Origin of the sequence: Streptomyces sp. BB1-1-1, from assembly GCF_031597775.1 — a bacterium.
GTDB classification, from domain to species: domain Bacteria; phylum Actinomycetota; class Actinomycetes; order Streptomycetales; family Streptomycetaceae; genus Streptomyces; species Streptomyces thinghirensis.
The window spans coordinates 6,873,902-6,900,615 of the sequence record NZ_CP134203.1 but is presented as its reverse complement, the minus strand read 5'-3'; the positions used below and the strand labels follow the sequence as shown (position 1 = coordinate 6,900,615).

Below are 26,714 nucleotides of genomic sequence, written 5' to 3'. Positions count from 1 at the left end.
AGCCGGCACTCCGCCGTGTTCACCGATGGGCGGCCAGTACTGCCGCCAGGCCCTCTCGCAGGTCCTCGACGAAGTACTCGGGGACCTCCAGAGACGGGAAATGCCCCCCGGTCTCGGGCGTCCCCCATCGGACGATGTGCCGGAACCGCTCCTGCGCCCAGGGGCGCGGGCACTTCTCGACGTCGCGGGGATACACGCTGATCGCCGACGGGACGGCGACCCGGAGTCCGGGGTCGAGCGAGTCGTGGCTTTCGTAGTAGATGCGGGCTGCCGAGGCGCCGGTCCGCGTGAGCCAGTACAGGGTGACGTCGTCGAGAACGCGGTCCATGGAGATCGTCTCGAACGGGCTGTCCTCGGTGTCCGTCCACTCGTAGAACTTGTCGAGGATCCAGGCGAGCAGCCCGACCGGTGAGTCGACGAGCGCGTAGCCGATGGTCTGCGGCCGGGCCGCCTGCTGCTTCGCGTACGCCGTGCGGTGGTCCCAGAAATCGCGGGTTTCCTCGGTCCATTCCCGCTCGGCCGCCGTCAGTCCGTCCGTCGTCAACCCGGGCGGTGCCTGCGCGGTCACCGTGTGGATGCCGAGAACCTGCTCCGGGAACCTGCCACCGAGGATCGTGGTGATCACACCTCCCCAGTCGCCGCCGTGGGCCACGAACTTGTCGTAGCCGAGCCTTCCCATCAGTTCGACCCATGCGGCCGCGATCTTTTCCGTTCCCCATCCGGTGGTGGCCGGCTTGTCGCTGTATCCGAAGCCCGGCAGCGACGGGACCACGACGTGGAACGCCGGTGACTCCACATCCTTCGGATCCGCCAGCTCGTCCACTACATCGGTGAACTCGGCGATGCTGCCCGGCCAGCCGTGCGTCAGGACCAGAGGAGTGGCGTCCGCGCGCGCGGATCGGCGGTGCAGGAAGTGGATCCCCAGACCGTCGATGGTCGTGCGGAACTGGCCGATCCGGTTGAGGCGCGCTTCGAACGACCGCCAGTCGTACCCGGTGCGCCAGTAGTCCACGACATCGACGAGGTCGGCGAGAGGAACGCCCTGACCCCATCGGCGAGAGCCGGGCCCGGCGCCATGGACCGTCTCGGCCTCCGGCAGCCGCGCCGCGACCAGTCGCGCGCGCAGATCGTCGAGGTCGGCGTCGGTCGCGTGGGCTTCGAATGCTTGCACGTCGCTGCTTGGACGGGGCATGAGACCTCCTGACTTGATGGAACCGGCTATGACGGTTCTAGCAGCCCTCCGAGTCACGTCGCAACCGGCTAAGGTGGTTCCATGCGTGCCGACTTCCCTGACTTCCGCCTCGGTTCGGTGCTGGCGACCAGCTTCACGGGAACCCTGTCGGAGCGTCATGGCGACGCCGTGGAGCGGATTCCCGTGCCGCGCCGACTCGTCGACTGGCTGGCCGTGTACGGCCTCCCCGTGGACTCCTGCACCACTGCCCAGCTCGACCTCGCCCGGGAACTGAGGGAGTCGATCCACGCCGCCGCGACCGCGGCCGCGGTCCAGGACGCCCTCCCCGCGGCCGCGGTCCACGTCATCAATGACCGCAGCACCCAGGGCCGCGCCGCGGCCATCCTGACGCCCGAGGGCGAGCGGCAGTGGCGGCTCCGCTCGGCTTCCCGCGTGGAGGACGCCCTCAGCGTGATCGCCGCCGACGCGATCAGCATCATCTCGGGCGAACGAGACGGAAGACTGGCCTTGTGCGCCTCACCGACCTGCCGAGCCGCCTTCTTCGACACCAGCCGGAGCCGCACCCGCAGATGGTGTGACATGAACACGTGCGGAAATCGCGAGAAGAAGGCGCGCTTCAACGCCAACCAGCGCCGAAGCGGGCGCTGAGCGCGCTGCCGTACTGGGAGGGGTGCGCCCGCTGCCACGGGTGAGGGGCGCGCCGGTTCGGGGCCGGGGCGACCGCGCATGCCGACGCGGCCGCCCCGGGTCAGGATTACCGCTGTCTGATCCGCAGGAACGTCACCGAGTTCGCCGGGAAGGTGTACGTGAACTCGCTCGCCGCTCCCGAGAAGGTCGACCGCACCGGGGTGACCGGTGTGTCCGTCTCGGTGTTGACCGCGTCCGGGTCGGCGGCCAGCGTGGTGACGCGGGCCTTGGAGGCGACCTCGGCGCCGCCGAGGTCGACGGCGGTGCGGGCCGCCGTGTCCTGGGCGTTGACGACCTTGACGATCAGCTCGCCGGTCCGCGCGTCCTCGGTGACGATCTGGCGGAACGGCTCGGCCGGCTTGTCGTCGGTGAAGCTGCCCCACTCCTCGCCGTCGAGGTAGAGGGTCACCTGGCGGCCCCGCACCTTGATGTCGATGTCGTAGGCGCGGCCCGTCTCGATGGAGCCGGCCTTGGAGACGAGCGTCGACTTGCCGCCGTCCGAGGCCTGCTCGACGGCGGACTGGGTGTTGTTCCAGCCGCCCAGGTTCCACCAGTAGTAGTTGCCGGTGTCCTTGACGCCGAAGGCGACGAGGAAGCCCTCCTTGCCGGACTTCTTGGTGGCCTTCACGTGCAGGTCGTAGTTCTGCCAGGTCGGGTCGCCCGCCGTGACCAGGGTGTTCTCGGCGGCGGCGTCCGTCTGGACGTATGCGCCGTCCTGGACGGTCCAGCTGCCGGTGCCCGAGTGGGTCCACTGCGCGGCGTCACCGGAGAAGTCGTCGGCCAGGAGGGTCTTCCCGTCCGCCGACGTCACCTTCACGTCGTCGTACGCCGCACTGGTCGCCCAGGTCGACAGGCCGACGGCGCCGGTGATGGGGCCGCTGACGGTCGGCGTGCCGGTGGCTGCCGAGGGGACGACCCGGTCGCCGGTGTTGTTCATGAAGAGCTTCTGGACCTCGTAGTTGGCCGAGTTCCAGGACGCGTGGTTGTTGAACCAGATCATGTCCGGGCTCCACTGCACGTAGTCCTCGTTGGCGAGCAGCGGGGCGTAGGAGGCGAGCTTGACGATGTCCGCGTTGCGTTCGAGGCCGGTCATGAAGGCGGCCTCGGACAGCGCGTTCTTCCAGGCGTTGCCCTGGGAGGCGTACTCGCCGAGGAAGACCTTGGGGCCGCTGCGGTCGTACGAGTCGTAGCGGTCGTTGTTCTGGAGGAACCACTGCGGGCTGTTGTAGTAGTGCTCGTCGACCATGTCGACGCCCGCCTCGCGGTTCAGCTGCCAGGCGGTGTCGAAGGTGGTGCCGGAGTCGTCCGGGCCGGAGTTGGAGACGACGGTGATGTCCGGGTACTTCGCCTCGATGGCGGTGCGGAACTGCTTGAAGCGGGCCATGAACTCCCGGGGGAGGTTCTCCTCGTTGCCCACGCCGATGTGGGTGAGGTGGAAGGGCTTCGGGTGGCCCATCTCGGCGCGCACACCGCCCCACTCGCTGGTCCGGGGGCCGTTGGCGAACTCGATGAGGTCCAGGGTGTCCTGGATGTGCCGCTTCAGCAGCGCGTCGTCGTCGGTGGCCTTGTTCTGGCCGCAGCCGGTGACGAGGGCGGGGACGACGGGCAGCGGCATGGCGCCGATGTCCTCGGCGAAGCGGAAGTACTCGTAGTAGCCGAGGCCGTAGCTCTGGTTGTAGCCCCAGAAGTTGGCGTTGGTGGCGCGCTCCTCGACCGGGCCGACGGTGTCCTTCCACTGGTAGCTGCGCTCGCGCTGCCAGCCGCTCGCCTCGCTGTAGTCCTCCATGGAGCCGGTGTTGACCAGGCAGCCGCCGGGGAAGCGCAGGAAGCCGGGGTCGAGGGCCTCGATCTTCTCGGCGAGGTCCTTGCGCAGGCCGTTGGACTGATGCTTGAAGGTGTCGCGGGGGAAGAGGGACACCATGTCGAGGGCGGCGGGGGCGGTGGTGGCGACGGCGAGGCGGCCGCGGCTGCTGGTGCGGGTCGCCGTGAACGTGGCGGTGTACTTGCGCCACTCCCCCATGGCGGCGACCTGGCGGACCTTGGCGAGCGTGCCCGCGGCGTCCCGGAGGGTGACGGTGAGGGTGGTGCCGTTCTCGGCGCGGGCCCACACCGAGAAGTCGTACTTCTTGCCCTTCTCCACCCGGATGCCGGTGTTGTAGCCGGCGTTGGCGACGGAGGAACCGGCCCCCAGGGAGAGGTAGTTGCGGTTGCGCTCGTTGAGGCGGCCGTCGTCGTTCACGACCTGCGCCGTGCCCTCGGCCGCCCATGAGGTGAGCGGGGTGTACGAGGCGTTGTCGGCGGTGGAGTACTCGAAGGACCGGTTCTGCACGAGTTCGGCGTACAGGCCGCCGTCGGCGGCACGGTTGATGTCCTCGTAGAAGACTCCGTACATCGTGTCGTCGATCGCGGCGCCCTCGGCGGACGGGTCGACGGTGATCGCGTAGTCGGTGACGGCCTCCGCGTGTGCCGGAAACGGCAGCAGGGCGGAAGCCGTCAGGAGGGCGGTGACGCTGAGACCGAGTCTCCAGCGGGTGCGTGACATGGATACTCCGCGGCTCTCACTAGGTCGTTCGAGATATCGGACATTGGTCAGCACTTCGAACGGCAAGATAGGGAGGGGGCGGAGGCGCGTCAATGGGTCGCGCGGCAACCAGTGGTCCGGCGGCGGAAAGCGGGTGGAAATGGGCGAGTTGTGGCCGGTGCCGGATGCCCTGGCGTATCTCGCGGGCCGGTGGCGCACCCAGCGGACGGTGCGGGATCTGGCGAGCGGCGCGGAGGGTCTCTTCGAGGGGACCACCGCCTTCGACGCGCTCGCCGGCGGCGGGCTGGTGAGCCGGGAGTCCGGGGCCTTCACCTGGCAGGGCGTGACCCGCCCCGCCGAGCGGACGCTGCGCTACGAACCGGGGGCCACGCCGGGCGCCGCCGAGGTGCGTTTCGCGGACGGCAGGCCCTTCCACGGCCTGGACCTGTCCTCGGGGCACCACGTCGCCGACCACCCGTGCGCCGCCGACCTCTACCGCGGCGAGTTCACCGTCCGGGACGGGGACCACTGGCGGACGGTGTGGCGGGTGGGCGGCCCGGCGAAGGACCTGCTGCTCACCACGGACTACACCCGCGAGACGGGCGACATCCGGATGCCCTAGGCCGGCGCCCCTTCGAAGCGGAGGTTCCAGCGGCCCGCGCAGCCCGTGACGGTGGTCGTCGACAGGGGACGGACGTCCAGGTTCCAGTACGTCGCGGGCGGCGCCTTCAGCGCGTAGACCAGCGCGGCCCGGATCACGGACGGCTCGGCCACGGCGACGATACGGTCGCCGTCCCCGCCGGGACGGGTGTCGAGCCAGCCGCCGACCCGGGTGATGAAGGCCAGCAGCGACTCCCCGCCGTGCGGGGCCGTCCGCGGGTCGGCGAGCCAGGCGTCCACCGCCGCCGGCTCCCGGGCCATGGCCTCGCCGAGGGTCAGCCCGCGCCAGCGGCCCATGTCGCACTCCCGCAGGGCGAGTTGCACCAGCGGCGCGAAGCCGATGGCGTCGCCGGTGGCACGGCTGCGGGGCGTGGGCGAGCAGTAGCGCAGCTCGGACGCCGCGAGCGGCAGCAGATCACCCGCGGCGCGCAGCACCTCGTCCCAGCCGGCCTGGTCCAGCGGCCGGTCGTCGTCGAAGCGCTCCGCGAGCAGCGGTGAGCTGCGTGCGGCCGCGACGAACGTGACCCGAAGCGCCATGCGGTGATGGTGCTGTCCGGAGGTGCGCAGGTCAAGAGGTGTTACCTGTGGGTTACCCAGGGTGCGTCACGGCTCACCGGCCGAAGGCGAGCGCCATCCACTGGTCGGGCCGGTCCAGTGCCGTGAAGCCGAGCTTCTCGGCCCACGTCGGACAACCAGGCGCAGGTCGCCCGGTCGGTGACGACTCGGGCGTACGCCACCTGCTCCCCGGACACCGCGTCGCAGCGGGATGTTCGCAGGGGGCAAGCGACGTCGGCCCGTCAGCCCACCGCCCTTTGTCCCCGCACCTCCGCGCAGGCCGTGCGCAGGCGCCGTACCCCTTCCGCGATCTCCCCGACGCCGCCGACCGCCGCGAAGCTGAGCCGGAGATGGGCGGCCGGGGGTTCGGCACTGAAGTACGGGCGGCCCGGGGTGATCGCGACGCCCGCCCGCAGGGCCGCCGAGGTGAGCGCCGACTCGTCGGTACCTTCGGGCAGGCGCAGCCACAGGTGGTAGCCGCCGGAGGGGATGTGAGGCAGCGACACCTCGGACAGGTGCAGGCGCAGGGCGGACGTCATCGCGTCCCGGCGGGCCTTCAACTCCGCCGAGACGGCGCGCAGATGGCGCGGCCAGGCGGGCGAGCCGACGAGTTCCAGCGCCGCCTCCTGGAGGGGCCGGGGCACGAAGAAGGTGTCGACGACCTGGATGGCCCGCAGCCGCTCCAGCACCGGTCCGCGCGCGGCCAGCGCGCTGACCCGGAAGCTGGGCGAGGTCGCCTTGGTCAGTGAGCAGACGTGGACGACGACGCCGTCCGGGTCGTCGGCGGCGAGCGGGGCGGGCAGCGGGCCCGCGTCCTCGTGCACCAGCCGCCGTACGAAGTCGTCCTCGACGACGAAGGCGCCGGCCGCGCGGGCGATGCGCAGCACCTCGCCGCGCCGCTCGGGGGCGAGCACGGCGCCGGTCGGGTTCTGGAACAGGGGCTGGCAGACGAAGACGCGGGCGCCGGTCGCCCGGAAGGCGTCGGCGAGCAGGGCCGGGCGCACGCCGTCCGCGTCCACGGGGACCGGCACCGGGCGCAGGCCGGCCGCCCGCGCGATGGCCAGCATGCCGGGGTACGTCGGGGACTCGACGAGGACGGCGGTGCCGGGCGGGGCGAGGGCGCGCAGGGCGGTGGTCAGCGCGGACTGGCCGCCCGCGGTGATCAGCACCTCCGCCGCCGTGATGGCCCCGCCGATGCTGCGAGCGAACCACTCCCGCAGTTCCGGCAGCCCCTCCATCGGCGGCCTGCCCCACGCACCGGGCCGCCGCCCGGCCCGGGACAGGGCCGCCGCCATCGCCCGCTCCGGCTGCAGCGACGTGTGCAGGTAGCCGCCGTTGAACTCCACGACGCCGGGCGGTGGCGCGGCCAGCGAGACCAGGACTCCGGAGGCGTCCACCGAGCGCGGTACGAGGTCGGCGGCACCGTCGGCGCTGAGCGCGACCTCCTGCCACGAGGTGTCCCCGGAGGGCACGGCCGACTCGCGTTGCCGGGCGCGGAAGGCCCCGGCGCCGGGCCGGGTGACCACCAGTCCCTCGGCGGCCAGCTGTGCCAGGGCGCGGGAGACGGTCACCGGGCTCACCCGGAACCGGTCGACGAGGGCCCGGCTGGACGGGAGCTTTCCGCCGGGTGAGTAGCGGTCGAGCTCCCGCCGCAGCTGGTTCGCCAGTTCAGCGACACTGCTACGCTCATGCATGAGAGCACAGAGTAGCGCTACTGGATCGACGGCGATAGCGGTCGGCGGCCCGGCCACCACAGTCGGCACCGGCTCGTCCGGCACCGGCTCGCTCGGCACCCTTCAGGCCGCCCTCGGTGTCGTCGCCTTCTCCCTCACCTTCCCCGCCACCGCCTGGGGCCTGGAGGGCTTCGGCCCCTGGTCCCTGATCGCCGTGCGCAGCATCCTCGCCGCGGTGATCGCGGGTGGCTGTCTGCTGGGGCTGCGGGTGGCACTGCCCGAGCGGCGGCACTGGTTCGGCCTCGCGGTGGTGGGCGGTGGCGTCGTCCTCGGCTTCCCGCTGCTGACCACGCTCGCCCTGCAGACCTCCACCACCGCGCACGCGGCCGTCGTGGTGGGCCTGCTCCCGCTGACCACCGCGCTGCTGTCCGCGCTGCGTCTGGGCACCCGCCCCTCGCGCACCTTCTGGATCGCGGCCCTGGCGGGTGCGGCGGCGGTGCTCGCCTTCACGGTGCAGCAGAGCGGCGGCGCCCTGACCACGGCCGACGCCTATCTCTTCGCGGCGCTGCTGGTGTGCGCGGCCGGCTACACCGAGGGCGGCCGGCTGGCCCGGGTGATGCCGGGCTGGCAGGTCATCGGCTGGGCGCTGGTGCTGTGCGTGCCGCTGACCGTGCCGATGGCCGCCGTGGCCCTGTCCTTCGAGCCGGTGCACCTGACGGCGCACAGCGTGACCGGGCTGCTGTGGGTGGCGGCGGGCTCGCAGTTCCTGGGCCTGGTCGTCTGGTACCGGGGCATGGCGGCCATCGGCATCCCCAAGGCCAGCCAGTTGCAACTGGCCCAGCCGCTGCTCACACTGGTGTGGTCGGTACTTCTCCTGGGCGAGCACCTGACGGTGGCCGCCCCGCTGACGGCCGCGGCGGTACTGGTCTGCATCGCGGTCACCCAGCGGGCCCGGGGGTAGGGCCTGCCCTGCGGCACACAGGTGAGGAGGCCTCACGCATGCGAGCAATCAAGGGCGATCAACTGATCCAGCACGGCCGGGTCGTCGGTGAGCACGACAAGGTCGCGGAAATCGTCGAAGTCATGGGCAAGGAAGGCGCACCCCCGTACCGGGTCCGGTTCGAGGACGGGCACGAGGCGGTGTGCTCGCCCGGCCCCGACTCCGAGATCCGGCACAGGGAGATCCAGCTGTAGCCGGCGCCGCTCCTACCCGTTCTCGCGGGAGGTGCCGGCCGCCCGCGCGTAGTGGTCGGCACTCACCCGCGCCATCGCCCCGATCCGGTCCTCCGCCACCTCCTTCGCGGAGAAGAAGACGTGCCCGCGCACCTCGGGGTGCTGCTGGGCCAACGTGAGGTGCCGGGACAGTTCGGCGGGGTCCTGCCACGCGGCGGGCTGCGCCGGGTCGCCCGCCTTGTACAGGGCCTCACCCGCGTACAGCTCGGTCCGGCTGCCCTTGGCCACCTCCGCCCACCAGGGGAGCAGCTTCGCGTAGTCGGCGGCGTCCAGGCCGATGTTCCAGTACAGCTGCGGCACGATGTAGTCGAGCCACCCCTCGCGCACCCACTTGCGGGTGTCCGCGTGCAGGTCGTCGTAGGTCTGTACGCCCGCCCTCGTGTCCGAGCCCTTCGCGTCGGTGGCGGCGTTGCGCCACACCCCGAACGGGCTGACCCCGAAGCGGGCGGCCGGCCGGACCTTCTTGACCCGCTCCGCGGTCTCGCGCACCAGCAGGTCGATGTTCTCCCGCCGCCAGGCGGCCTTGGTGGCGAAGCCGCTGCCGAAGGTGCTGTAGGTCCCGCCGTCGTCGAAGCTCTGGCCCGCCACCGGATAGGGGTAGAAGTAGTCGTCGAAGTGGACGCCGTCCACGGCGTACTTCCCCACCGCGTCCATCATCGCGTCCTGGACGAAGGACCGGACCTCGGGCAGTCCCGGGTTGTAGTAGAGCTTCCCGCCGTACGGCACGACCCATCCGGGGTTCTTGCGCCCGGGGTGGGAGGGCACGAGGCGGGCCGAGTCGTCGTGCGTGGCGACGCGGTACGGGTTGAACCAGGCGTGCAGCTCCAGGCCCCGGGCGTGGGCCTCCTGCACGGCGGTGCCCAGTGGGTCCCAGCCCGGGTCGCGGCCCTGGCTGCCGGACAGGTACTCCGACCACGGCTCGTACGCCGACGGCCACAGCGCGTCGGCCGTCGGACGCACCTGGAAGATCACGGTGTTCAGGCCGTGCCGCACCGCGTTGTCGAGATGCTCGATCAGTTCCGCGCGCTGCTCCGCCGCGCGCAGCCCCGCGCGGGTGGGCCAGTCGCGGTTGGCCACCGTGGCCAGCCACATGCCCCGCATACCGGTGACGGCACGGCGGGCGGGCAGTCCCGCCGCGGGGCCGCCCGGTGCCGTCGGCGGGGTAGGTGCGCCCGACGGGATCGGCGCCGCCGACGCCCGGGGCGCCATGGTGAACGCCGACAACGCCGCCACCGTGAAGGCACGACGCGAGACACGGCCCATGGGAAGACCTCCTGAACGCTTCGGATCCGCACGGTCACGGATCGTGAGGGGGAACCCAGCATGCCCGACCCGGGAGACGGATCCGTGACCATTCGGGGGTAACGTGCTCGATCGGAGCAGGCACCGGGGACCCCGGTACGTCTGCTGCCACAGCCGTGAAGTCAGCGAAAGGGACGATGTGACCGGCATCTCGGGAGATATCACACGCGTCGGCGTGGTGGGCTGCGGTCAGATGGGGGCGGGCATCGCCGAGGTGTGCGCCCGCTCCGGTCTGGAGGTGATGGTCGCCGAGACCACCGGCGAGGCCCTGGAGATCGGCCGCACCCGGCTGTACAACTCGCTGAGCAAGGCGGCCGAGCGCGGCAAGATCACCGAGGAGGAGCGGGACGCGACGCAGGCGCGCCTGAGCTTCACCACCGATCTCGGCGAGTTCGCCGACCGTGACCTGGTGATCGAGGCCGTCGTCGAGAACGAGCAGGTCAAGACCGAGATCTTCCAGGTGCTCGACCAGGTCGTGACCCGGCCGGACGCGATCCTGGCCTCCAACACCTCCTCGATCCCGCTGGTGAAGCTGGCGGTCGCCACCTCGCGGCCCGACCACGTCATCGGCATCCACTTCTTCAATCCGGCCCCGGTGCAGCAGCTGGTCGAGCTGATCCCGGCGCTCACCACGTCCGAGGGCACGCTCAGCCGGGCGCAGCTGTTCACCGAGAAGGTGCTCGGCAAGCACTCCATCCGCGCCCAGGACCGCTCCGGCTTCGTGGTCAACGCGCTGCTGATCCCCTACCTGCTCTCCGCGATCCGGATGTTCGAGTCGGGCATCGCCAGCCGCGAGGACATCGACAACGGCATGGAGATGGGCTGCGCCCATCCGATGGGCCCGCTGAAGCTGTCCGACCTGATCGGCCTGGACACGGTCTCCTCGGTCGCGTACTCGATGTACGAGGAGTACAAGGAGCCGCTGTACGCCGCTCCCCCGCTGCTCCAGCGCATGGTCGACGCGGGCCGGCTCGGCCGCAAGAGCGGTTCGGGCTTCTACTCGTACGGCTGACACGCACAGTGACATCGCACGGGCCCGGCACCTGACGAGGTGCCGGGCCCGCGGCGTTCACACGGCGTGTGCGCACCGGGCCCGCATATGCCGTCCGCACACTCTCCCCGCGCGCCCACCAGGCGGGTTGACTCACCATGCACATGCAAGGGATGTGAGACGACTACGGAAAGGAGCGGTTCGTGACCGCCGATCCCGAGCATTCCGTCCATCAGGGAGAACTCGCGGAGTTACGGCGCCGGCTGGATGTGGCGTACGCCCGCGTCGAGGGCGGACTCGCCCTGCTCTCCCATCGCACCGAGGAGAGCGCCAAGGAGCTGGAGGACCTGAACGCCCGGCTGACCGCCCTGGAGCACGCCCGCTGGCCGCTTCCCTCGGTCGCGGTCCTCACGGCCCTGGGTGCCATGGTCGTGGCGGTGTGGCAGGCACTCGGGCACTAGCTAGGACCGGAGATGGTGCAGCAGGAGTAACGCGGCCGCCATGTTGGCGGCCGGGACCTCCCCGCGGGCGACCATGTCGGGAACGAGCTTGAGGGGGACCCATTCCCGGCGGTCCGACTCGAAGTCGTCCACGGGGTGTCCGACGTACGTGCCCTCGTCGGCCCAGTAGATGTGGTGCCGGGCGTCGGTGAGGCCGTTGGACGGCTCCACGCTCATGAGGTGGCGCAGCGGTCCCGGCCGCCAGCCGGTCTCCTCCTCCAGTTCCCTGGCCGCGGCCACCGCCACGTCCTCGCCGTCCTCGACGACGCCTGCCGCGAGTTCCCAGCCCCAGCTGTCGGTGATGAAACGGTGCCGCCACAGCAGGAGGACTTCGTCCGCCGCGTTCACGACCGTGGCCACGGCCACGGGGCGCATGCGTATGAGGAAGTGGTCGAGATGCCGGCCGTCCGGTAGCCCGACGTCGGCGAGATTGACGCTGAACCAGCGGTTTGCGTACACAGTTCGTTCGTTCTCTTTCGTCCACTGCACTGTTCTGCCACCTTTCCTGGAGTAGGTGGCAATATCGCAGCAGTGGCGTCCCGGCAGCAGGCGCACGGCGGCCGCTCACGGCGCAGCGGTGGGCGCAGGGCGCCCGGGGGCCTGGCGGTCACAGCGGGACGCGCAGGGCCCCGTCGATGAGTTCGGCGGCCTCCGCGGTGCCCGCGCAACCGCTGCGCACCAGGTGCTCGCGGACCGCGCGGAGTCTGTCGCGCAGGCGCTGGGACTCCATGCCGCGGGCCTGTTCGGCCATCTGCACCGCGGTCGCCACCGCCTTGTCGGCGTGGCCCTGGCGCAGTTCGATCGTGCTGAGCATGGCGAGCCGGTGCACGCGGCCCCGGTCGTGCGCGGGGTTGTCGACGGCCGCCGCGGCGTGCTCCCCCGCCGCCGCCAGCTCCCCGAGGCTCAGCAACGCCTCCGCCACCTGGACGTTGACCAGGCCGGGTTGGACATAACCGGTCTCGTCGGGCTCGTACCCCCGCCGGATGCGCTCGGCGGCCTGTTCGGCGCGCCGGATGCAGGACAGCGCGCTGGTGCCGTCGCCGAGGTGCGCGTACGCCTTCGCCTGCATCGCGTACAGGTCGGAGGCGAGGGCCGGGGTGATGTGCCGGCCGGCGGCGCGCAGGGCGGCCTCGGCGAAGGCGACGGCCTGCCGGTTCTCCCGCATGAACAGCGCCTGGTTGACCAGCAGGGCGATGACGTAGGCGCCCAGGCCCCGGTCCCCGCTGGCCTTCGCGAGCCGCAGCGCCTGGTGGAAGTAGCGCTGCGCGAGGCCGTGCGCGTCGGAGTCGTACGCGCAGATCCCGGCCACCGCCACCAACCCGCCCGTGGCCCGGTGCAGTTGGCGGCCGGTGGCGTCCGTGTAGCTGCCGCGCAGCAGCGGGGCGGCCTCGGAGTTGAGGAAGCCGACGATGCGGGCGCGGGTCGCCATGCCGCCGGCCTTGCGGTACATCTGCTCGTAGTGGGCGCGGGCGCAGCGCAGCGTCTCCAGGTCCCCCGCGGTGACCCGGTGCCGTCCGCCGCGGGAGACGTCCACGTCCTCGGGCGGGTTCTCCCACTCCCACACCGGCATCACGGCGGGCGTGCCGGTGAGCGCGGGAGCGCCGAGGATGTGCGGGCGCTGCTGCTGGTCGGAGCGCCACAGTGCGGTCGCACGCTCCACGAACCCGGACAGTGAACCGGTGTGCGGGGCGGCCGGTTCACCGGGCACGCCGAGGCCGATGTCGTCGAGGGTGACGGGGCGGTGCAGCCGGGAGGCGAGGACCTCGCAGATCAGGTCGGGCACCTGACCGCGCGGCCGCTGCCCCTTCAGCCACCGTGCGACGGCGGTGTGTTCGTACCTCAGCGCGAGCCCGCGCGCTCTCCCCGCCTGGTTGACGTGCGCGGCCAGTCCCGCGTGCGAGACCCCGGCCTCGTCGAGGATCGCGTCGAGCAGGGTGTTGGGCTGCATGGGTGCCCCCGGTGACTCGGTGCCGACAGCGTAGTGCGTCGGTCTTCACACGGGGTGTGAACGGAGTACGCGCATCCGTACCGTGCGCGCACTGTCGCGGAGAGTTCCGGGCCGGTTGACTTAACTGTCTCGAAAGAGGCCGGCCGGGCCGTCGGCTCCCCCTCGTACAGTACGGCGGCCCGTTTCCACGCCGTCCGCCCAGCTGCCTGCCCGACACTCCGTGGCGGGGCGGACGGCTCCGCCGGTTACGCAGGGCGACCAATCGCCGTTCGGTGTGCGGTGCGTTGTCGGCTGCGGGTGCGCCGTGCCTGGTCGCGCAGTTCCCCGCGCCCCTAAAGACAAGGCGTTGCGCTGACGTCTCTCAAGGGGCGCGGGGAACTGCGCGAGCGACCACGACGCGCCCGCAGCCGCCGACCGGCAGGAACCCCACGCCCCTTGGGCGAACCGCTAACTGCGCAGCACCGCTCCGACCCGCTCGCCCGCGAGGGCAACCGCCGCGTCCCGCGCAGCCGACGCCTCGTCGACCGTCAGCGTCCGGTCCCCCGCGCGGAAGCGCAGCGCGTACGCCAGGGACTTGCGCCCCTCGCCCAGCTGCTCCGCGTTGTCGTAGACGTCGAACAGCCGGATGGACTCCAGCAGTTCGCCCGCGCCCTCACGCAGCGCGGCCTCGACCTCCGCCGCGGGGACGAACTCGTCGACCACCAGGGCGACGTCCTGCGTGGCGACCGGGAAGGTGGAGATGCCCGGCGCCTGCGGGGTGTCGTCGCCGACCCGCGCCACGGCGTCGAGGTCCAGCTCCATCGCGCAGGTGCGCGCGGGCAGGCCCAGCGTCTTCAGGACGCGCGGATGCAGCTCACCGGCGTGCCCGATCACCCGGTCCTCGCCGTCCACCGTGATGGTCAGCTCGGCGCAGCGGCCCGGGTGCCACGGACCGTACTGGCCCTTGCGGGAGCCCAGTTCGGCGCCGGCCTCGCGGGCGACGGACCGGGCGGCCTCGATGGCGTCGGCCCAGTCCGCCGGGCGGCCCTTGCCCCACCAGCCGGCCTGCTCGCGGGCGCCGGCCAGGACGACGGCGACGTGCCGCGGCTGGTCGGGCAGCGCGGCGTCCAGCGCGGCGAGGTCGTCGGCGCCGGGGCGCCGGTCGACGGGCAGGTTGGCGGCGGTCTTCCGCTCGTCGCGCGGGTGGAAGACCAGGCCGGTCTCGAAGAGGGCCAGGTCGTGCGAGCCCCGGCCGTCGTTGCGGCGCAGGGCACCCAGCAGGCCCGGCAGCAGCGAGGTCCGCAGCGCGGGCTCCTCGTCGCTGAGCGGGTTGACCAGCTTGACGACGCGGCGGGCCGGGTCGTCGGCGTCCAGCCCGAGCTGGTCGAAGACCTGCTCGCTGACGAACGGGTAGTTCGGCGCCTCGACGTAACCGGCGCCGGCCAGCACCCGGCCGACGCGGCGGTGCAGCCGCTGCCGGGAGGTCAGGCCGCGGCCCGCCGGGGGCCTGGGCAGCGTGGAGGGCAGGTTCTCGTAGCCCTCCAGGCGGATGACCTCTTCGGCCAGGTCGTTCGGGTCGGTGAGGTCGGGCCGCCAGGACGGGACGGTGACGATCAGCTCGTCCTGTCCGTACACGTCGCAGCCGACCTCCTGGAGGCGGCGTACGACGGTCTCGCGGCCGTACTCCACGCCCGCGACCTTGTCCGGGTGGTCGGCCGGGACGCTGATGGTGTGCGGCGCGGACGGGGCGCTGATCTCGGTGACGCCGGCCTCGGCGGTGCCGCCCGCGAGCAGCACGAGCAGGTCGACGGTGCGCTGCGCGGCAGCGGCGGCGGCCTGCGGGTCGACGCCGCGCTCGAAGCGGCGGGAGGCCTCGGAGGACAGCTTGTGCCGGCGGGCGGTGCGGGCGATGGCCACCTGGTTGAAGTGGGCGGCCTCGATGACCACGTCGGTCGTCGCGGTGCCCCCGTTCTCGGCGGCACCGTGGTCGGCGATCTCCGTGTTGGCGCCGCCCATGACGCCGGCGAGCCCGATCGGGCCGCGGTCGTCGGTGATGACCAGGTCCTCGGCGTGCAGCTTCCGCTCGGTGCCGTCGAGGGTGACGATCTTCTCGCTCTCCGCGGCCCGGCGCACGCCGATGGTGCCCTGGACCAGGGAGCGGTCGTAGGCGTGCAGCGGCTGGCCCAGCTCCATCATCACGTAGTTCGTGACGTCGACGGCGAGCGAGATCGGCCGCATGCCGACCTTCTGCAGCCGCCGCTGGAGCCAGATCGGGGAGCGCGCCTCGGAGCTGAGGCCGGTCACCGTGCGGGCGGTGAAGCGGTCGCAGCCGGTGGGGTCGGCGATCTTCACCGGGTAGCCGTAGGCGTTCGGTCCGGGCACGTCGAGCAGGGCCGGGTCGCGCAGCGGCAGGCCGTAGGCGATGGCGGTCTCGCGGGCGACGCCGCGGATGGACAGGCAGTCGCCGCGGTTGGCGGTGACTGCGATGTCCAGCACCTCGTCGACCAGCTCCAGCAGCTCGATGGCGTCCTTGCCGACCTCGGTCTCCGGCGGCAGCACGATGATGCCGTGCGAGCCGTCGTCACCCATGCCCAGCTCGTCGCCGGAGCAGATCATGCCGTGGGACGTCTTGCCGTAGGTCTTGCGGGCGCTGATGGAGAAGCCGCCCGGCAGGGTGGCGCCGGGGAGGACCACGACGACCTTGTCGCCGACGGCGAAGTTCCGGGCGCCGCAGACGATCTCCTGGGGCTCACCGGTGCCGTTGGCCTGTCCGACGTCGACGGTGCAGAAGCGGATCGGCTTCTTGAAGCCCTCCAGCTCCTCGATGGTCAGCACCTGGCCGACGACGAGGGGGCCCTTGAGGTCGGCACCGAGGTGCTCGACGGTCTCGACCTCGAGTCCGGCCGAAATGAGCTTGGCCTGGACGTCACGGCCGGTCTGCGTGGCCGGCAGGTCGACGTACTCCCGCAGCCAAGAAAGCGGGACCCGCATCAGATCTCCATCCCGAACGGCCGGGTGAAGCGCACGTCACCCTCGACCATGTCTCGCATGTCCTCGACGTTGTGGCGGAACATCAGCATCCGCTCGATGCCGAACCCGAAGGCGAAGCCGCTGTACTTCTCCGGGTCGACGCCGCAGGCGGTGAGCACCCGCGGGTTGACCATGCCGCAGCCGCCCAGCTCGATCCAGCCCTCGCTGGAGCAGGTGCGGCAGGGCCGGTCGGGGTTGCCGACGGACTCGCCCTTGCAGACGTAGCAGAGCATGTCCATCTCGGCGGACGGCTCGGTGAAGGGGAAGAAGTTCGGCCGCAGCCGGGTCTTCATCTCCGCGCCGAACAGCGACTGGACCATGTGGTCCAGGGTGCCCTTGAGGTCCGCCATGGTCAGACCCTCGTCGATGGCGAGCAGCTCGACCTGGTGGAAGACGGGGGTGTGCGTGGCGTCCAGCTCGTCGGTGCGGTACACGCGGCCGGGGCAGATCACGTAGACCGGCAGCTCGCGGTCGAGCGCGGAGCGGATCTGCACGGGCGAGGTGTGGGTGCGCAGCACGACGCCGGACTCGGTGCCGCCGTCCGGTCCCTCGACGAAGAAGGTGTCCGCCTCGCCGCGGGCCGGGTGGTCCGGGCCGATGTTCAGGGCGTCGAAGTTGAACCACTCGGCCTCGGCCTCGGGGCCCTCGGCGACCTCGTAGCCCATGGCCACGAAGACGTCCTCGATGCGCTCGGAGAGCGTGGTGAGCGGGTGGCGGGCGCCGGCCGGGACGCGGTCGTAGGGCAGCGTGACGTCCACGGCCTCCTCGACCAGTACCCGCGCGTCGCGCTCGGCCTCCAGCTCCTCCTGGCGGGCCGCCAGCGCCTTGTTCACGGCGCCGCGGGCCATGCCGACGCGCTTGCCGGCCTCGGCCTTGGCCTGCGGGGGCAGGGCGCCGATCTCGCGGTTGGCCAGCGCCAGCGGCGAGGTGCCGCCGGTGTGGGCGACCTTGGCCTCCTGGAGCGCGTCGAGGGAGCCCGCTGCGGCGAAGGCGGCGAGCGCCTCGTCCCGCATGCGCTCGATCTCTTCCGGTTTCAACGCCTCGACCTCGACAGGGTCGTACGACTTATTCGGTGCCGACATCTCTTCCCGTGCTTCCGATTGGCTGGCTGATGGTCCCCGTCACCGGCTCGTGGACGAAGCTTCCGCGTCGACGCGTCTCCGCCTGCGGGACACAAAGGTGCCAAAGGCCGAGTCTAACGGGGTGGCGGGAGGCGGATGCGCCCGCGGTGCTCAGGCCAGGTAGGCCGGGGCCGCCACGGGCAACGTAAATCGGAACTCGGCGCCGCCGCCGGGGGCGCGGCCGACGGTGATGGTGCCGCCGTGGGCTTCGACGATGCCCTTGACGATGTACAGCCCGAGACCGGTGCCGCCGCGCTTGCTGCCCCGCCAGAAGCGGGTGAAGACGCGGTTCATGGACTCCTCCGGGATGCCGGCCCCTTCGTCGCTCACCGTGACCGACGTGCCGGTGTCCTCCCCTTCGCGGGGGGACGCCGTGGGCGTGACGTCAATGGTGACGGTTCCCTCGCCGTGGCGCACGGCGTTTTCCAGCAGGTTGCTCAGGACCTGGTCGACCTTGTCGGGGTCGGCCCACAGGTCGGGCAGCGGCTGCGCGAGGCGGAGCAGGAAGCGGTCGGCCTCCTGGCCGGCGGCGACGTACGCCTGGATGTGGCGGCCGACGGCGGCGCCGATGTCCACGGGCTGGCGGCGGACCTCCAGCCGGCCCGAGTCGATCCGCGAGATGTCCAGCAGCTCGGCGATGAGCCGGGTGACCCGGTCGGCGTCGGCGTCGACGGTCTCCAGCATCAGCCGCTTCTGGTCGTCGGTGAACCGCTCCCACTTGGCCAGCAGCGTGGCCGTGAAGCCCTTGACGGAGGTGAGCGGCGAGCGCAGTTCGTGGGCGACGGTGGCGATCAGCTCGGCGTGGCTGCGTTCGGTGCGGCGGCGGGCCTCGGTGTCGCGCAGGGTGACGACGACGCGGTGGAGGGGGCCGGTGGGCCGGGTGCGGACGTAGCGGGCGGAGACGAGGACCTCCCGTCCGCCGGGGAGCAGGAGGTTCCGCTCGGGCTGGCGGACGCGGATGGCGAGTCCGCCGTAGGGGTCGGTCAGCTGCCACCAGCGCCTGCCCTCGAGGTCCTCCAGGGGAAGCGCCTTCTCCAGCCGCTCGCCGAGTGCTTCGGCGGCGGGGACGGCGCTGATGCGGGCGGCGGCCGCGTTGAAGCAGATGACCCGGCCCCGCTCGTCCGCGACGACGAGGCCGTCGGGCAGCTGGTCGGGGTCGATGCCGAGGTCGGCGAGATCGCCGGGTGTGCGGGGCGCGGGCGGACGCGGCGCCTCCCGTGCACCCGGTGCGCTGCTCGTGCCGACGCTCATCCCCGTACCCCACCTCTCAACCGCGCAGGGGCCTTGAGCTGGTCACCCTACTAGCTCTCGGTGACGGAGCGGCACCCTCCGGCGGCGCGCTGTGCACGCGCCGACGCGTAGAGACATACGGCGGCGGCGGTGGCGAGGTTCAGACTCTCGGCCTTCCCGTGGATCGGAACGCGCAGGACGGCGTCGGCGAGGGCGCGGGTCTCCTCCGGGAGCCCCCAGGCCTCGTTGCCGAACACCCAGGCCGTGGGGCCGCCCATGGTGCCGGTGTCCAGTTCGGCGTCGAGGTCGTGCTCGCCCGCGCCGTCGGCGGCGAGGACGCGGACCCCGGTGTCCCTGAGACCGGCGACGGCTCGTTCGACGGGGACGCCGACGGCGACGGGGAGGTGGAAGAGGGAGCCGACGGAGGCGCGTACGGCCTTGGGGTTGTACAGGTCGACGGAGGCGTCGGTGAGTACGACGGCCTCGGCGCCGGCGGCGTCGGCGCAACGCAGCACGGTACCGGCGTTGCCGGGGTCGCGGACGTTGGCGAGGACGGCGACGAGCGCCGGGCGGGCGGCGAGGATCTCGTCGAAGGGGGTGTCCAGGAACCGGCACACCCCGACCAGGCCCTGCGGGGTGACGGTGGTGGAGATGTCCTCGATCACCTGCTCGGCGGCGAGGTGGACTCGGACACCGGCTTCGCGGGCCGCGCCGATGATGTCGGCGTAGCGCTCGGCGGCCTCGACGGTGGCGAACACCTCGACGAGCGTGTCTCCGTACCCCGCGGCCTCCCGCACGGCCTGCGGCCCCTCGGCCAGGAACAGCCGCTCCTTACCCCGAAAGTTCCGCTTCGCCAGCCGCCGGGCGGCGAGGACCCTGGGGGAACGGGGAGAGATCAGCTCGGGGCTGACGGGACGCACTCTTGCTCACCTTCACATCTGAATCGACGCGGACTGCAACGCGCCCCTAGGGGCGCGGGGAACTGCGCGACCAGCCACAACGGACCCGCAGCCGAAAACCACAGCGGCAGACGGCAACAACAGGACCCGCAGGCTTCAAACCTGCGGGTCCTGTCACGTCGGCTCAAGGCCAGCGCAGCGTCACGCCGCCTTCGGCGCGTTGACGTCGCTCGGCAGCGCCTTCTGGGCGACCTCGACGAGCGCGGCGAACGCGTTCGGGTCGTTGACGGCCAGCTCGGCGAGGATCTTGCGGTCGACCTCGACGTTGGCGGCCTTCAGGCCCTGGATGAAGCGGTTGTACGTGATGCCGTTGGCGCGGGCAGCGGCGTTGATGCGCTGGATCCACAGCTGGCGGAAGTCACCCTTGCGCTTCTTGCGGTCGTTGTAGTTGTAGACCAGCGAGTGGGTGACCTGCTCCTTGGCCTTGCGGTACAGACGCGAACGCTGACCGCGGTAGCCGGAGGCCTGCTCGAGGATCGCCCGGCGCTTCTTGTGGGCGTTGACTGCCCGCTTGACGCGTGCCACTTGTTAACTCCTTGTAGCGGGGCCGCGGTGGTCCTCACGCGGCCCGGTATCGATTGGGTCCCGGTCCTGCCGTACGACGCTCAGTGGCGCCCGTACGTCACTTGCCGAGAAGCTTCTTGATCTTCGCGGCGTCGCCCGGGGCCATCTCGGCGTTGCCGGTGAGGCGACGCGTCACACGGGACGACTTGTGCTCGAGCAGGTGGCGCTTGCCGGCGCGCTCGCGGAGCACCTTGCCGGAGCCGGTGATCTTGAAGCGCTTGCTGGCACCGCTGTGCGACTTGTTCTTCGGCATAGCGCCGTTCTCTCCTCGTCGGTGGCGCTCCGATGCCCGGTCGTGAAACCGGGCACGGTGGAGCGTCGCTTGTATCGGTTACGTCCTGGGGACTGGCGTCCCCCGGGATCACGCCTCGGCGGGTGCCTCGGCCTGAGCCTCGGCGTCCACCTCGTCGGACTCCGCGGCGTTCTGCGACTTGCCGGGGTTGGCCTTCGCGTCCGCCTTGCGGGCTTCCTGCGCCTGGCGAGCCTCGGCCATCGCCTCGGTCTTCTTCTTGTGCGGACCGAGAACCATGATCATGTTTCGGCCGTCCTGCTTCGGGTTCGACTCCACGAACCCGAGGTCGGCCACGTCCTCCGCGAGACGCTGCAGCAGTCGGTAGCCGAGCTCCGGCCGGGACTGCTCGCGACCACGGAACATGATCGTGATCTTGACCTTGTCGCCCTGCTTGAGGAACCGAACGACGTGACCCTTCTTGGTGTCATAGTCGTGCGGGTCGATCTTCGGCCGGAGCTTCATCTCCTTGATGACCGTGTGCGCCTGGTTCTTGCGCGCCTCACGTGCCTTCATGGCCGACTCGTACTTGAACTTCCCGTAGTCCATGAGCTTGCACACGGGCGGACGGGCGTTCGCCGCGACCTCGACGAGATCGAGGTCGTACTCCTGCGCAAGCTCCAGGGCCTTGGCAAGCGGGACAATCCCGACCTGCTCGCCGCTGGGACCGACAAGTCGCACCTCGGGAACGCGAATCCGGTCGTTGATGCGGGGCTCGGCGCTGATGGATCCTCCTCGGTAGCACCACGCGACGGTCTGGCGGACAGCCGCGTAACGTCTGTGTTCGATAGACCTAACCGCGCCGGCGCAACAAAAATGCCCCGGACGATCACAGGCGGGGCTCCTCGAACTACTACCGGAGCACCGTCGCGATGGCCGCGGGGCGCGATTTCGGGCCGGTCGCCGCCGCTGGGACGGGACCGCCTGACCGGTGACCCGCCGTCCGTGGGACGGCCAGGTGGGAGTTCGAAGCCTCCACTTGTGGGCCGGGCCCGCCGCCGTGGGGCGTACGTGTCCGACCGGTCGTTACACAAGGTTAGCAGCTCGGCAGGGGAAGGGCTAACCGAGACCGAGTGGGGCCGCCCACCGCCCTGCGCCTATCGTGTGCGGCATGAGTGACACCCCTCCTGAGACGCCCGACTTCGATGCCATGACCCGCGACATCGCCGAGGTTCCCGCGGTCGAGGTGATCGTGACGGTCGCCGTCAACCTGATGAGCGCCGCCGCCGTGAAGCTGGGCCTGACCGAGGAGGGCGAAGCGCACAAGGACCTGGACGAGGCCCGCAAGCTGGTGCACGCGCTGGCCGGTCTGCTCGACGCGACCGCGACCGAGATCAGCTCCTTCCACGCGGCTCCGCTGCGCGACGGCCTGAAGTCGCTCCAGCTGGCCTTCCGCGAGGCCTCGCTCGTCCCGGACGAGCCGGGCCAGGGACCGGGCGAGAAGTACACGGGACCGATCTACGGCTGACCCTGTTCCCTCACGTACAAGGGCTCGCCCGGCGGCGTGGCCCCGGCCGGCAGCAGTGCCAGGTCGAGGCCCCGCACCAGGCGGGCCCTCAGTGTTTCGTCGGCGGCGAGGCGCTCGGCGACCGCGCGGGCGGCCTGCGCCGGGTCGGCGTCGGGGTCCAGGAGCAGCGCCAGGGTGCCGTCGGCCCGGCCCGGCCCGAGGTACGCCCGGAGCACGGCGGGCTCGGCGGCCACGGCTGCGCGGGCGGCCTCGGCCACCGCGGGATCGGCGAGCGGGTCGGTCGTCGTACGGCCCTCGGCCAGCGCCAGCAGCGCCGCTCCGGTCAGCTCGAACGGCACCGGACCGGCGAGGTCCAGTACGACCGTGTCCGCCTTCTCGTGCGCGGCGGCCTGCAACGCCTGGTGCACCGGTACGGCGACGGGGCGGGCCCCTGAGTCCCAGCGGGCGAGCGAGTCCGTGGACGTGAACGCGGGCAGGGCGGTGCGACCGCCGGCCTTCAGCGTCGGAACGGCCATGTCGCTGGTCTTCTCGCGGCGCAGCCCGTTCTCGTCCTCCTCCACCTCGCCGAGTACGGCCACGACGGGCACCAGCAGCCGGGCGCCCTTGAGCGCCTCCAGCACGGGCGCCAGGGCGGAGCGGTCCTCGGCCCAGGCGGCGAGCGCGGCGCTCAGCCGGGGGTCGGCGGAGCCGTCGTCGTCGGAGAAGGCGGAGTCGGGGATGTTCTTGTCGGCCACGGTTCCCGACCCTAGTCGAGGGGGGCGGACCGCCTGCCGCAGGGCTCCCCTGCCCGGCGGGGACGACGATCATGGTTGGTAGCCTCGCCGGATGACCGCGACCTTTGACGACGCCGTCCGCGCTCGACTCCGGGCTCCCCACATCTGGTACGTCGGCACCGTGTTCGCCGACGGAGCGCCGCAGGTCAGCCCCATGTGGGTGGACCTGGAGGGTGAGAACGAGCTGACGTTCAACACCTCGGTGGGCCGGGTGAAGGAGGAGAACCTGCGCCGCGACCCCCGTGTCTACCTCTCGCACGCCGACGCCACCGACCCCTTCGACCGGGTACAGATCAGCGGTGTCGTGTCCCGCTTCGTCGAGGGCCAGGAGGCGCACGACCGGATGGACCGGCTGGCCCGCAAGTACCTGGGCAGCGAGCGCTTCGAGTGGATCATGCCGGGCGAGCAGCGGATCGCGGTGGTCGTGCGCCCGGTGAAGGTGCGGCACATCGTGGGGGTGGAGCGGTTCCGTCCCGGTGGTCCGGTGCCCGCTTCCTGAGCGACCTTCGGCCGAGCCGCGCGCGAACGATTCGGCCTCGACACCCTCGGGCGGGGAGGCATCGGTGGAGACGGTCGGGCCGGTCGTGGACCGTGACGCGCTGCTGACCTCGGCCATGGCGTCGGTGACGGTGGCGGACGGCGTCGAGGTGTCCGTGGCGGTGCTCGACGCGGACTCCGGCGAGAGCGCCTCGTACGGCACGGGTGTCTTCGAGACGGCGAGCATCGTCAAGGTCGACATCCTGGCGGCGCTGCTGCTCCAGGCACAGGACGCGGGGCGTGCGCTGACCGCGGCCGAGCAGTCGTACGCCGTCGCCATGATCGAGGACAGTGACAACGACTCGGCGTCGGCGCTGTGGCGGGCGATCGGGGCGGCGGACGGGCTCGACGCGGCGAACGAGCGCTTCGGCCTGACGGTGACCTCGGGCGGCGACGGCCCGCTGTGGGGGCTGACCCGGACCACGGCCGCCGACCAGGTCGCGCTGCTGCGGCAGGTGTTCGTGGCGGACGGCTCGAAGCTGAGCGAGGCGTCACGGGCGTATGTACGGGGGCTGATGGGCCGGATCGCCGACGGACAGCGGTGGGGCGTGTCGGCGGCGGCCGACGGTGGCAGCGGTGTCGAGGGGTCCGGGTGGGCGCTGAAGAACGGCTGGCTGCGGCGCAGCACCACTGGACTGTGGGTGGTCAACAGCATCGGGTGGGTCACTTCGCGTGGCCACGACCGCCTGGTAGCGGTGGTGTCGCGGGGCAGCGCGACGCTGGCGGAGGGGATCTCGCTCACTGAGGCGGCCGCACGTGCGGCGGTGTCCGTGTTCCGCGGGGAGGGCGGCACGGCCGACGACGCCGGCCCGAGTCAGAAGTCGTCGTAGCGTCCCCGGCGGCCCCGCCACAGGACGACGGCCGCGACGATCATGACGCCGCCCGCGCCGCCGGCCAGGGGGGCGGCCCAGGCCGAGGTGTCGTCGTCGGAGGCCGGGGCGTCGGGGCCGGAGCCGAAATACTTCTCGCCGTACGCCGCCGACTTCAGCCCTTCCGGCTTCAGCCGTCCGGCCGCCTCGATGGCGGCGGCGGGGTCTACGAAGCCGTAGCCGCGTGAGTCGTCGCGGCCCTCGGCGGGGGCGTTGCGGGCCGTGTCCTCCAGCAGGGACTTGACCTGGGCCGGGGTGAGGTCCGGGTGGGCCGACTTCACGAGGGCGGCGGCGCCGGAGACGAAAGCGGAGGCGGCGCTGGTGCCCCAGCCCTCGTAGTACCGGTGGTCGGGGTCGGCGATGATCACGTCGACGCCGGGGGCGCTGACCGTGGCGTACCAGCGGCGGGTGGAGAAGGAGGCGCGGGTGCCGTAGCGGTCGACGGCGGTCGCGGCGATGACCCCGGGATAGGCGGCCGGGTAGGAGATGTGGTCGCCCTTCTCGCCGCCGTTGCCGGCCGAGGCGACGACGACCACACCCTTCTTCAGGGCGTACTGGATGGCCTCGTCCTCGGCGGGTTCGGGGTGGGCGGAGGCCGAGTCGTCGCCGAGGGAGAGGTTGATGATGTCGGCGCCGTGGTCGGCGGCCCAGCGGATGCCCTCGGCGAGGGCGTTGCCGCGGGTCTTGCGGGCCTTGGCGCGGGAGGGGTCGCCGTCCTCCAGGATCACGCGCAGGGGCAGGATCTTCGCCTCGGGGGCGATGCCCATGACGCCGTCGGCGTTGCCGGCGCCGTGGCCGTGCCCGGCGATGATCCCGGCCATGGCGGTGCCGTGCCGGGCCCAGGCGCGGTCGCCCTCGCTCGCGCCGAAGCCGACCAGGTCCTTGCCGGTGAGGACGTTGCCGACCAGGTCGGGGTGGTCGGCCTCGACGCCGGTGTCCAGGACGGCGACGGTGACGCCGGCGCCCTTGGTGGTCCCCCACGCCTCCTGGGTGTGCATGGCGCCCAGCGCCCACTGCTGGGCGCGGATGCCGTCGGCGTGCGCGGCGGGCGCCGGGACGAGGACGAGGGCGGCGGCGAGGAGGAGGCTGAGGGCGCCTGTCCTGCGGGTGCGGGTCCGGGCGGTGTTCGCGACGGGGCTGACGGGGTTCACGACGGTGCCGGCGGGGTTCACGGCGCTGCTGACGGGGTTCACGACGGGCGCTCCGTGGCCGGGCCGACGTTCTTGCGCAGGGCGCGTTCGACGCGGTCGGCGAGGCCCTGCGCCTCGTGGCCGAGGCCGGCCTGGGCGGGGGCCGACGTGGCGTCGGACTCCATGGCCTCCTCGGCGGGCTCCGGCTCGTCGACGGTGCGGGCGTCGGCCCAGCCGGACACGGCGTAGACGACGACGGGGGCGTCGGTGAGGACGGAGACGGTCCACGAGGCACGCTGCGGCGCGCCGAAGCCCGCGGCGACGGTGTCCTTCGCGGCGTACGGCAGCGGCATGAGGTCCTCCCGGCGGCCCAGCTCCTCCTTCTCGAACCGGCCCGCCAGCGAGGTCATGGCGGCGGCGTCGGCCTTGGCGAAGAGCAGGCCGACGGTGGTGACGTAGCTCTGGGTGGCGTCGGTGTAGGTGGCGCGCAGCAGGCGCCGGCAGCCGATCGGGTCGAGGACCTTGGCCAGCAGCGGGTCGAAGGCACCCTCGCAGTCGCTGTCCGGGGCCACGGCGACCCGCGTCCAGATGCGGTCGGCGCCGCCGGGGCCCGCGCCCTGTCCCCGCACGGTGGCCGGGAACAGCTGGTCGACCGGCACGCTGTGCCACAGCTCCCCGGCCTCGGCGAACGCGCCGCGGGCGCCACCGTCCCCGGAGTCCCCGGCCAGCCAGCTGCCGGTGACGGCACCGGTGACGAGTCCCATCCCGAGCACGAGACAGACGGCCGCGGCGACGGCCTGGGGCCGCAGCCGTCCGCCGAGCGGACGCGGCCGGGCGAGTTCGTCGTAGCCCTCGGGCTCCCCGAACGACACCCGCGGCCGCCCGTCGCCGGGCGCCGGCGGCGTGCTCCAGGAGAAGGCCGGGTCGGGGGTGGCGGCGCTCGGAGACGGGGCCGTCGGGTCGGCGGGCGGGGTGGGTTCCGGTCGTCGTCGCGGATGCGGGTCCGCTCGGACCGCGGGTTCCGCTGCGGCTTCCGGTCCCGGAGTGGGTGCGGGTGCGGCTCGGACGTCCGGTGCCGGTGCCGACTCCGGTTCTGCCGGGATCGGGCGCAGGCGTGTGGTCGTCTCCGACGGGGTCTCCGCGGGGACTGCGGGACGGCGGAACGGCGCCTCGGGGGCCCCGCTCCCGCCCGGGGTCTCCCGGCCGACGTTCGGCGGGACGTCGGGGAAGCGGGCGGAGGCGCGGGGTGGCGGGGGCGCGGGGTCGGTGCCTCGGGAATCGGCGAGCCGGAAGCGCGGGTACCGGGGCCGGGCACCGTCACCGGGGCCGGGGGCCTCGGGGGCGCCGTCCCTGCCCGGCGTGGAGGGGCCGGAGTCCCGGCCGTCGCCCGAGGAGGCGGTTCCGTCCGCCCGGCCTCGCCCCATCGTCGTACGCCGTCCCGGGGCGCTGCCGCCCTCCGGTGCCGCGGTCGCGTCGGTGCCCCGGTGGGAGGCGGAGTGCGGG

Annotated in this window: 26 protein-coding genes; 9 read left to right on the top strand and 17 right to left on the bottom strand. The window is 72.2% G+C overall.

What is annotated here, in order from left to right:
• Positions 1–19: 19 nt before the first annotated feature.
• The gene (locus tag RI578_RS31605) at positions 20–1,192 is read right to left on the bottom strand and encodes an epoxide hydrolase (protein ID WP_310874243.1); all 1,173 of its coding nucleotides are present in this window, start codon (positions 1,190–1,192) and stop codon (positions 20–22) included.
• A gap of 81 nt (positions 1,193–1,273) precedes the next feature.
• On the opposite strand from RI578_RS31605, the gene RI578_RS31600 reads away from it, so the two are divergent.
• Complete coding sequence (locus tag RI578_RS31600) at positions 1,274–1,840, top strand: CGNR zinc finger domain-containing protein (protein ID WP_310874242.1); 567 nt, start codon at positions 1,274–1,276, stop codon at positions 1,838–1,840.
• Between the two features lie 106 nt (positions 1,841–1,946).
• On the opposite strand, the gene RI578_RS31595 is transcribed toward RI578_RS31600, so the two are convergent.
• Complete coding sequence (locus RI578_RS31595) at positions 1,947–4,421, bottom strand: alpha-L-arabinofuranosidase C-terminal domain-containing protein (protein ID WP_310874241.1); 2,475 nt, start codon at positions 4,419–4,421, stop codon at positions 1,947–1,949.
• A gap of 139 nt (positions 4,422–4,560) precedes the next feature.
• On the opposite strand from RI578_RS31595, the gene RI578_RS31590 reads away from it, so the two are divergent.
• Positions 4,561–5,022: a DUF6314 family protein gene (locus tag RI578_RS31590; protein ID WP_310874240.1), complete on the top strand. Its 462-nt coding sequence runs from the start codon at positions 4,561–4,563 to the stop codon at positions 5,020–5,022.
• Here RI578_RS31590 and RI578_RS31585 read toward each other — a convergent pair.
• Complete coding sequence (locus RI578_RS31585; protein WP_121745980.1) at positions 5,019–5,597, bottom strand: histidine phosphatase family protein; 579 nt, start codon at positions 5,595–5,597, stop codon at positions 5,019–5,021. The two genes, RI578_RS31590 and RI578_RS31585, sit on opposite strands and share 4 nt — an antisense overlap.
• Before the next feature lie 260 nt (positions 5,598–5,857).
• On the bottom strand, positions 5,858–7,309 hold the full coding sequence (locus RI578_RS31575; RefSeq protein WP_310874239.1) for a PLP-dependent aminotransferase family protein: 1,452 nt from the start codon (positions 7,307–7,309) through the stop codon (positions 5,858–5,860).
• Here RI578_RS31575 and RI578_RS31570 point away from each other — a divergent pair.
• Both RI578_RS31570 and RI578_RS31565 read left to right on the top strand, forming a co-directional pair.
• Complete coding sequence (locus tag RI578_RS31570; protein WP_310874238.1) at positions 7,308–8,249, top strand: DMT family transporter; 942 nt, start codon at positions 7,308–7,310, stop codon at positions 8,247–8,249. The two genes, RI578_RS31575 and RI578_RS31570, sit on opposite strands and share 2 nt — an antisense overlap.
• Before the next feature lie 38 nt (positions 8,250–8,287).
• Positions 8,288–8,482 (top strand): DUF1918 domain-containing protein, encoded by a 195-nt coding sequence (locus RI578_RS31565; protein WP_310874237.1) that lies wholly within the window; start codon positions 8,288–8,290, stop codon positions 8,480–8,482.
• A gap of 12 nt (positions 8,483–8,494) precedes the next feature.
• On the opposite strand, the gene RI578_RS31560 is transcribed toward RI578_RS31565, so the two are convergent.
• Positions 8,495–9,784, bottom strand: coding sequence for a family 10 glycosylhydrolase (locus RI578_RS31560; protein WP_310874236.1), 1,290 nt, complete (start codon positions 9,782–9,784; stop codon positions 8,495–8,497).
• A gap of 178 nt (positions 9,785–9,962) precedes the next feature.
• Here RI578_RS31560 and RI578_RS31555 point away from each other — a divergent pair, with 178 nt between their 5' ends.
• A complete protein-coding gene (locus tag RI578_RS31555) occupies positions 9,963–10,835 on the top strand; it encodes a 3-hydroxybutyryl-CoA dehydrogenase (RefSeq protein ID WP_307852130.1) in 873 nt (290 codons plus the stop codon).
• Positions 10,836–11,017: 182 nt separating this feature from the next.
• On the top strand, positions 11,018–11,275 hold the full coding sequence (locus tag RI578_RS31550) for a hypothetical protein (RefSeq protein WP_310874235.1): 258 nt from the start codon (positions 11,018–11,020) through the stop codon (positions 11,273–11,275).
• Here RI578_RS31550 and RI578_RS31545 read toward each other — a convergent pair whose 3' ends face one another.
• From RI578_RS31545 to infC, 9 genes are all read right to left on the bottom strand, one after another.
• A complete protein-coding gene (locus RI578_RS31545; RefSeq protein WP_310874234.1) occupies positions 11,276–11,803 on the bottom strand; it encodes an NUDIX hydrolase in 528 nt (175 codons plus the stop codon). It abuts the gene before it with no gap.
• A 118-nt stretch (positions 11,804–11,921) separates the two neighbouring features.
• Complete coding sequence (locus tag RI578_RS31540) at positions 11,922–13,262, bottom strand: transcriptional regulator (RefSeq protein WP_310874233.1); 1,341 nt, start codon at positions 13,260–13,262, stop codon at positions 11,922–11,924.
• A 447-nt stretch (positions 13,263–13,709) separates the two neighbouring features.
• Positions 13,710–16,232, bottom strand: coding sequence for a phenylalanine--tRNA ligase subunit beta (gene pheT, locus RI578_RS31535; protein WP_310874232.1), 2,523 nt, complete (start codon positions 16,230–16,232; stop codon positions 13,710–13,712).
• Complete coding sequence (gene pheS / locus RI578_RS31530; protein WP_310874231.1) at positions 16,232–17,353, bottom strand: phenylalanine--tRNA ligase subunit alpha; 1,122 nt, start codon at positions 17,351–17,353, stop codon at positions 16,232–16,234. Before pheS ends, pheT begins: the two co-directional genes overlap by 1 nt.
• Before the next feature lie 150 nt (positions 17,354–17,503).
• Complete coding sequence (locus RI578_RS31525) at positions 17,504–18,643, bottom strand: ATP-binding protein (RefSeq protein WP_310874230.1); 1,140 nt, start codon at positions 18,641–18,643, stop codon at positions 17,504–17,506.
• 50 nt (positions 18,644–18,693) lie between these two features.
• Positions 18,694–19,542 carry an RNA methyltransferase gene (locus RI578_RS31520; RefSeq protein ID WP_310874229.1) on the bottom strand — a complete coding sequence of 283 codons (849 nt, stop codon included), beginning with the start codon at positions 19,540–19,542 and terminating at the stop codon, positions 18,694–18,696.
• 180 nt (positions 19,543–19,722) lie between these two features.
• Complete coding sequence (gene rplT, locus RI578_RS31515; RefSeq protein WP_003977226.1) at positions 19,723–20,106, bottom strand: 50S ribosomal protein L20; 384 nt, start codon at positions 20,104–20,106, stop codon at positions 19,723–19,725.
• A 97-nt stretch (positions 20,107–20,203) separates the two neighbouring features.
• A complete protein-coding gene (rpmI, locus tag RI578_RS31510; RefSeq protein ID WP_003977225.1) occupies positions 20,204–20,398 on the bottom strand; it encodes a 50S ribosomal protein L35 in 195 nt (64 codons plus the stop codon).
• Between the two features lie 108 nt (positions 20,399–20,506).
• On the bottom strand, positions 20,507–21,160 hold the full coding sequence (gene infC / locus RI578_RS31505; protein ID WP_307852135.1) for a translation initiation factor IF-3: 654 nt from the start codon (positions 21,158–21,160) through the stop codon (positions 20,507–20,509).
• 385 nt (positions 21,161–21,545) lie between these two features.
• Here infC and RI578_RS31500 point away from each other — a divergent pair, with 385 nt between their 5' ends.
• Positions 21,546–21,902: a DUF1844 domain-containing protein gene (locus RI578_RS31500; protein ID WP_310874228.1), complete on the top strand. Its 357-nt coding sequence runs from the start codon at positions 21,546–21,548 to the stop codon at positions 21,900–21,902.
• Here the strand turns inward: RI578_RS31500 and RI578_RS31495 are convergent.
• Positions 21,893–22,636: an SseB family protein gene (locus RI578_RS31495; protein ID WP_310874227.1), complete on the bottom strand. Its 744-nt coding sequence runs from the start codon at positions 22,634–22,636 to the stop codon at positions 21,893–21,895. The genes RI578_RS31500 and RI578_RS31495 overlap by 10 nt on opposite strands.
• A gap of 91 nt (positions 22,637–22,727) precedes the next feature.
• Between RI578_RS31495 and RI578_RS31490 the strand changes: the two genes are divergently transcribed.
• Complete coding sequence (locus tag RI578_RS31490) at positions 22,728–23,174, top strand: TIGR03618 family F420-dependent PPOX class oxidoreductase (protein ID WP_310874226.1); 447 nt, start codon at positions 22,728–22,730, stop codon at positions 23,172–23,174.
• Positions 23,152–24,042, top strand: coding sequence for a serine hydrolase (locus RI578_RS31485; protein ID WP_310874225.1), 891 nt, complete (start codon positions 23,152–23,154; stop codon positions 24,040–24,042). Before RI578_RS31490 ends, RI578_RS31485 begins: the two co-directional genes overlap by 23 nt.
• Here RI578_RS31485 and mycP read toward each other — a convergent pair.
• A complete protein-coding gene (mycP, locus tag RI578_RS31480) occupies positions 24,027–25,232 on the bottom strand; it encodes a type VII secretion-associated serine protease mycosin (protein WP_310875908.1) in 1,206 nt (401 codons plus the stop codon). The genes RI578_RS31485 and mycP overlap by 16 nt on opposite strands.
• 38 nt (positions 25,233–25,270) lie before the next feature.
• On the bottom strand, positions 25,271–26,083 hold the full coding sequence (locus RI578_RS31475) for a hypothetical protein (RefSeq protein WP_310875907.1): 813 nt from the start codon (positions 26,081–26,083) through the stop codon (positions 25,271–25,273).
• Positions 26,084–26,714 lie beyond the last annotated feature (631 nt).

What these genes read in the sequence shown, in the direction of transcription:
- RI578_RS31590 (WP_310874240.1), top strand. Translation starts at nt 4,561, where the DNA reads ATGGGCGAGTTGTGGCCGGTGCCGGATGCCCTGGCGTATCTCGCGGGC.
- RI578_RS31565 (WP_310874237.1), top strand. Translation starts at nt 8,288, where the DNA reads ATGCGAGCAATCAAGGGCGATCAACTGATCCAGCACGGCCGGGTCGTC.
- RI578_RS31540 (WP_310874233.1), bottom strand. Translation starts at nt 13,262, where the DNA reads ATGCAGCCCAACACCCTGCTCGACGCGATCCTCGACGAGGCCGGGGTC.
- rpmI (WP_003977225.1), bottom strand. Translation starts at nt 20,398, where the DNA reads ATGCCGAAGAACAAGTCGCACAGCGGTGCCAGCAAGCGCTTCAAGATC.
- RI578_RS31560 (WP_310874236.1), bottom strand. Translation starts at nt 9,784, where the DNA reads ATGGGCCGTGTCTCGCGTCGTGCCTTCACGGTGGCGGCGTTGTCGGCG.
- RI578_RS31575 (WP_310874239.1), bottom strand. Translation starts at nt 7,309, where the DNA reads ATGCATGAGCGTAGCAGTGTCGCTGAACTGGCGAACCAGCTGCGGCGG.
- RI578_RS31595 (WP_310874241.1), bottom strand. Translation starts at nt 4,421, where the DNA reads ATGTCACGCACCCGCTGGAGACTCGGTCTCAGCGTCACCGCCCTCCTG.
- RI578_RS31490 (WP_310874226.1), top strand. Translation starts at nt 22,728, where the DNA reads ATGACCGCGACCTTTGACGACGCCGTCCGCGCTCGACTCCGGGCTCCC.
- RI578_RS31605 (WP_310874243.1), bottom strand. Translation starts at nt 1,192, where the DNA reads ATGCCCCGTCCAAGCAGCGACGTGCAAGCATTCGAAGCCCACGCGACC.
- pheT (WP_310874232.1), bottom strand. Translation starts at nt 16,232, where the DNA reads ATGCGGGTCCCGCTTTCTTGGCTGCGGGAGTACGTCGACCTGCCGGCC.
- RI578_RS31525 (WP_310874230.1), bottom strand. Translation starts at nt 18,643, where the DNA reads ATGAGCGTCGGCACGAGCAGCGCACCGGGTGCACGGGAGGCGCCGCGT.
- RI578_RS31585 (WP_121745980.1), bottom strand. Translation starts at nt 5,597, where the DNA reads ATGGCGCTTCGGGTCACGTTCGTCGCGGCCGCACGCAGCTCACCGCTG.
- RI578_RS31500 (WP_310874228.1), top strand. Translation starts at nt 21,546, where the DNA reads ATGAGTGACACCCCTCCTGAGACGCCCGACTTCGATGCCATGACCCGC.
- pheS (WP_310874231.1), bottom strand. Translation starts at nt 17,353, where the DNA reads ATGTCGGCACCGAATAAGTCGTACGACCCTGTCGAGGTCGAGGCGTTG.
- RI578_RS31600 (WP_310874242.1), top strand. Translation starts at nt 1,274, where the DNA reads ATGCGTGCCGACTTCCCTGACTTCCGCCTCGGTTCGGTGCTGGCGACC.
- RI578_RS31570 (WP_310874238.1), top strand. Translation starts at nt 7,308, where the DNA reads ATGAGAGCACAGAGTAGCGCTACTGGATCGACGGCGATAGCGGTCGGC.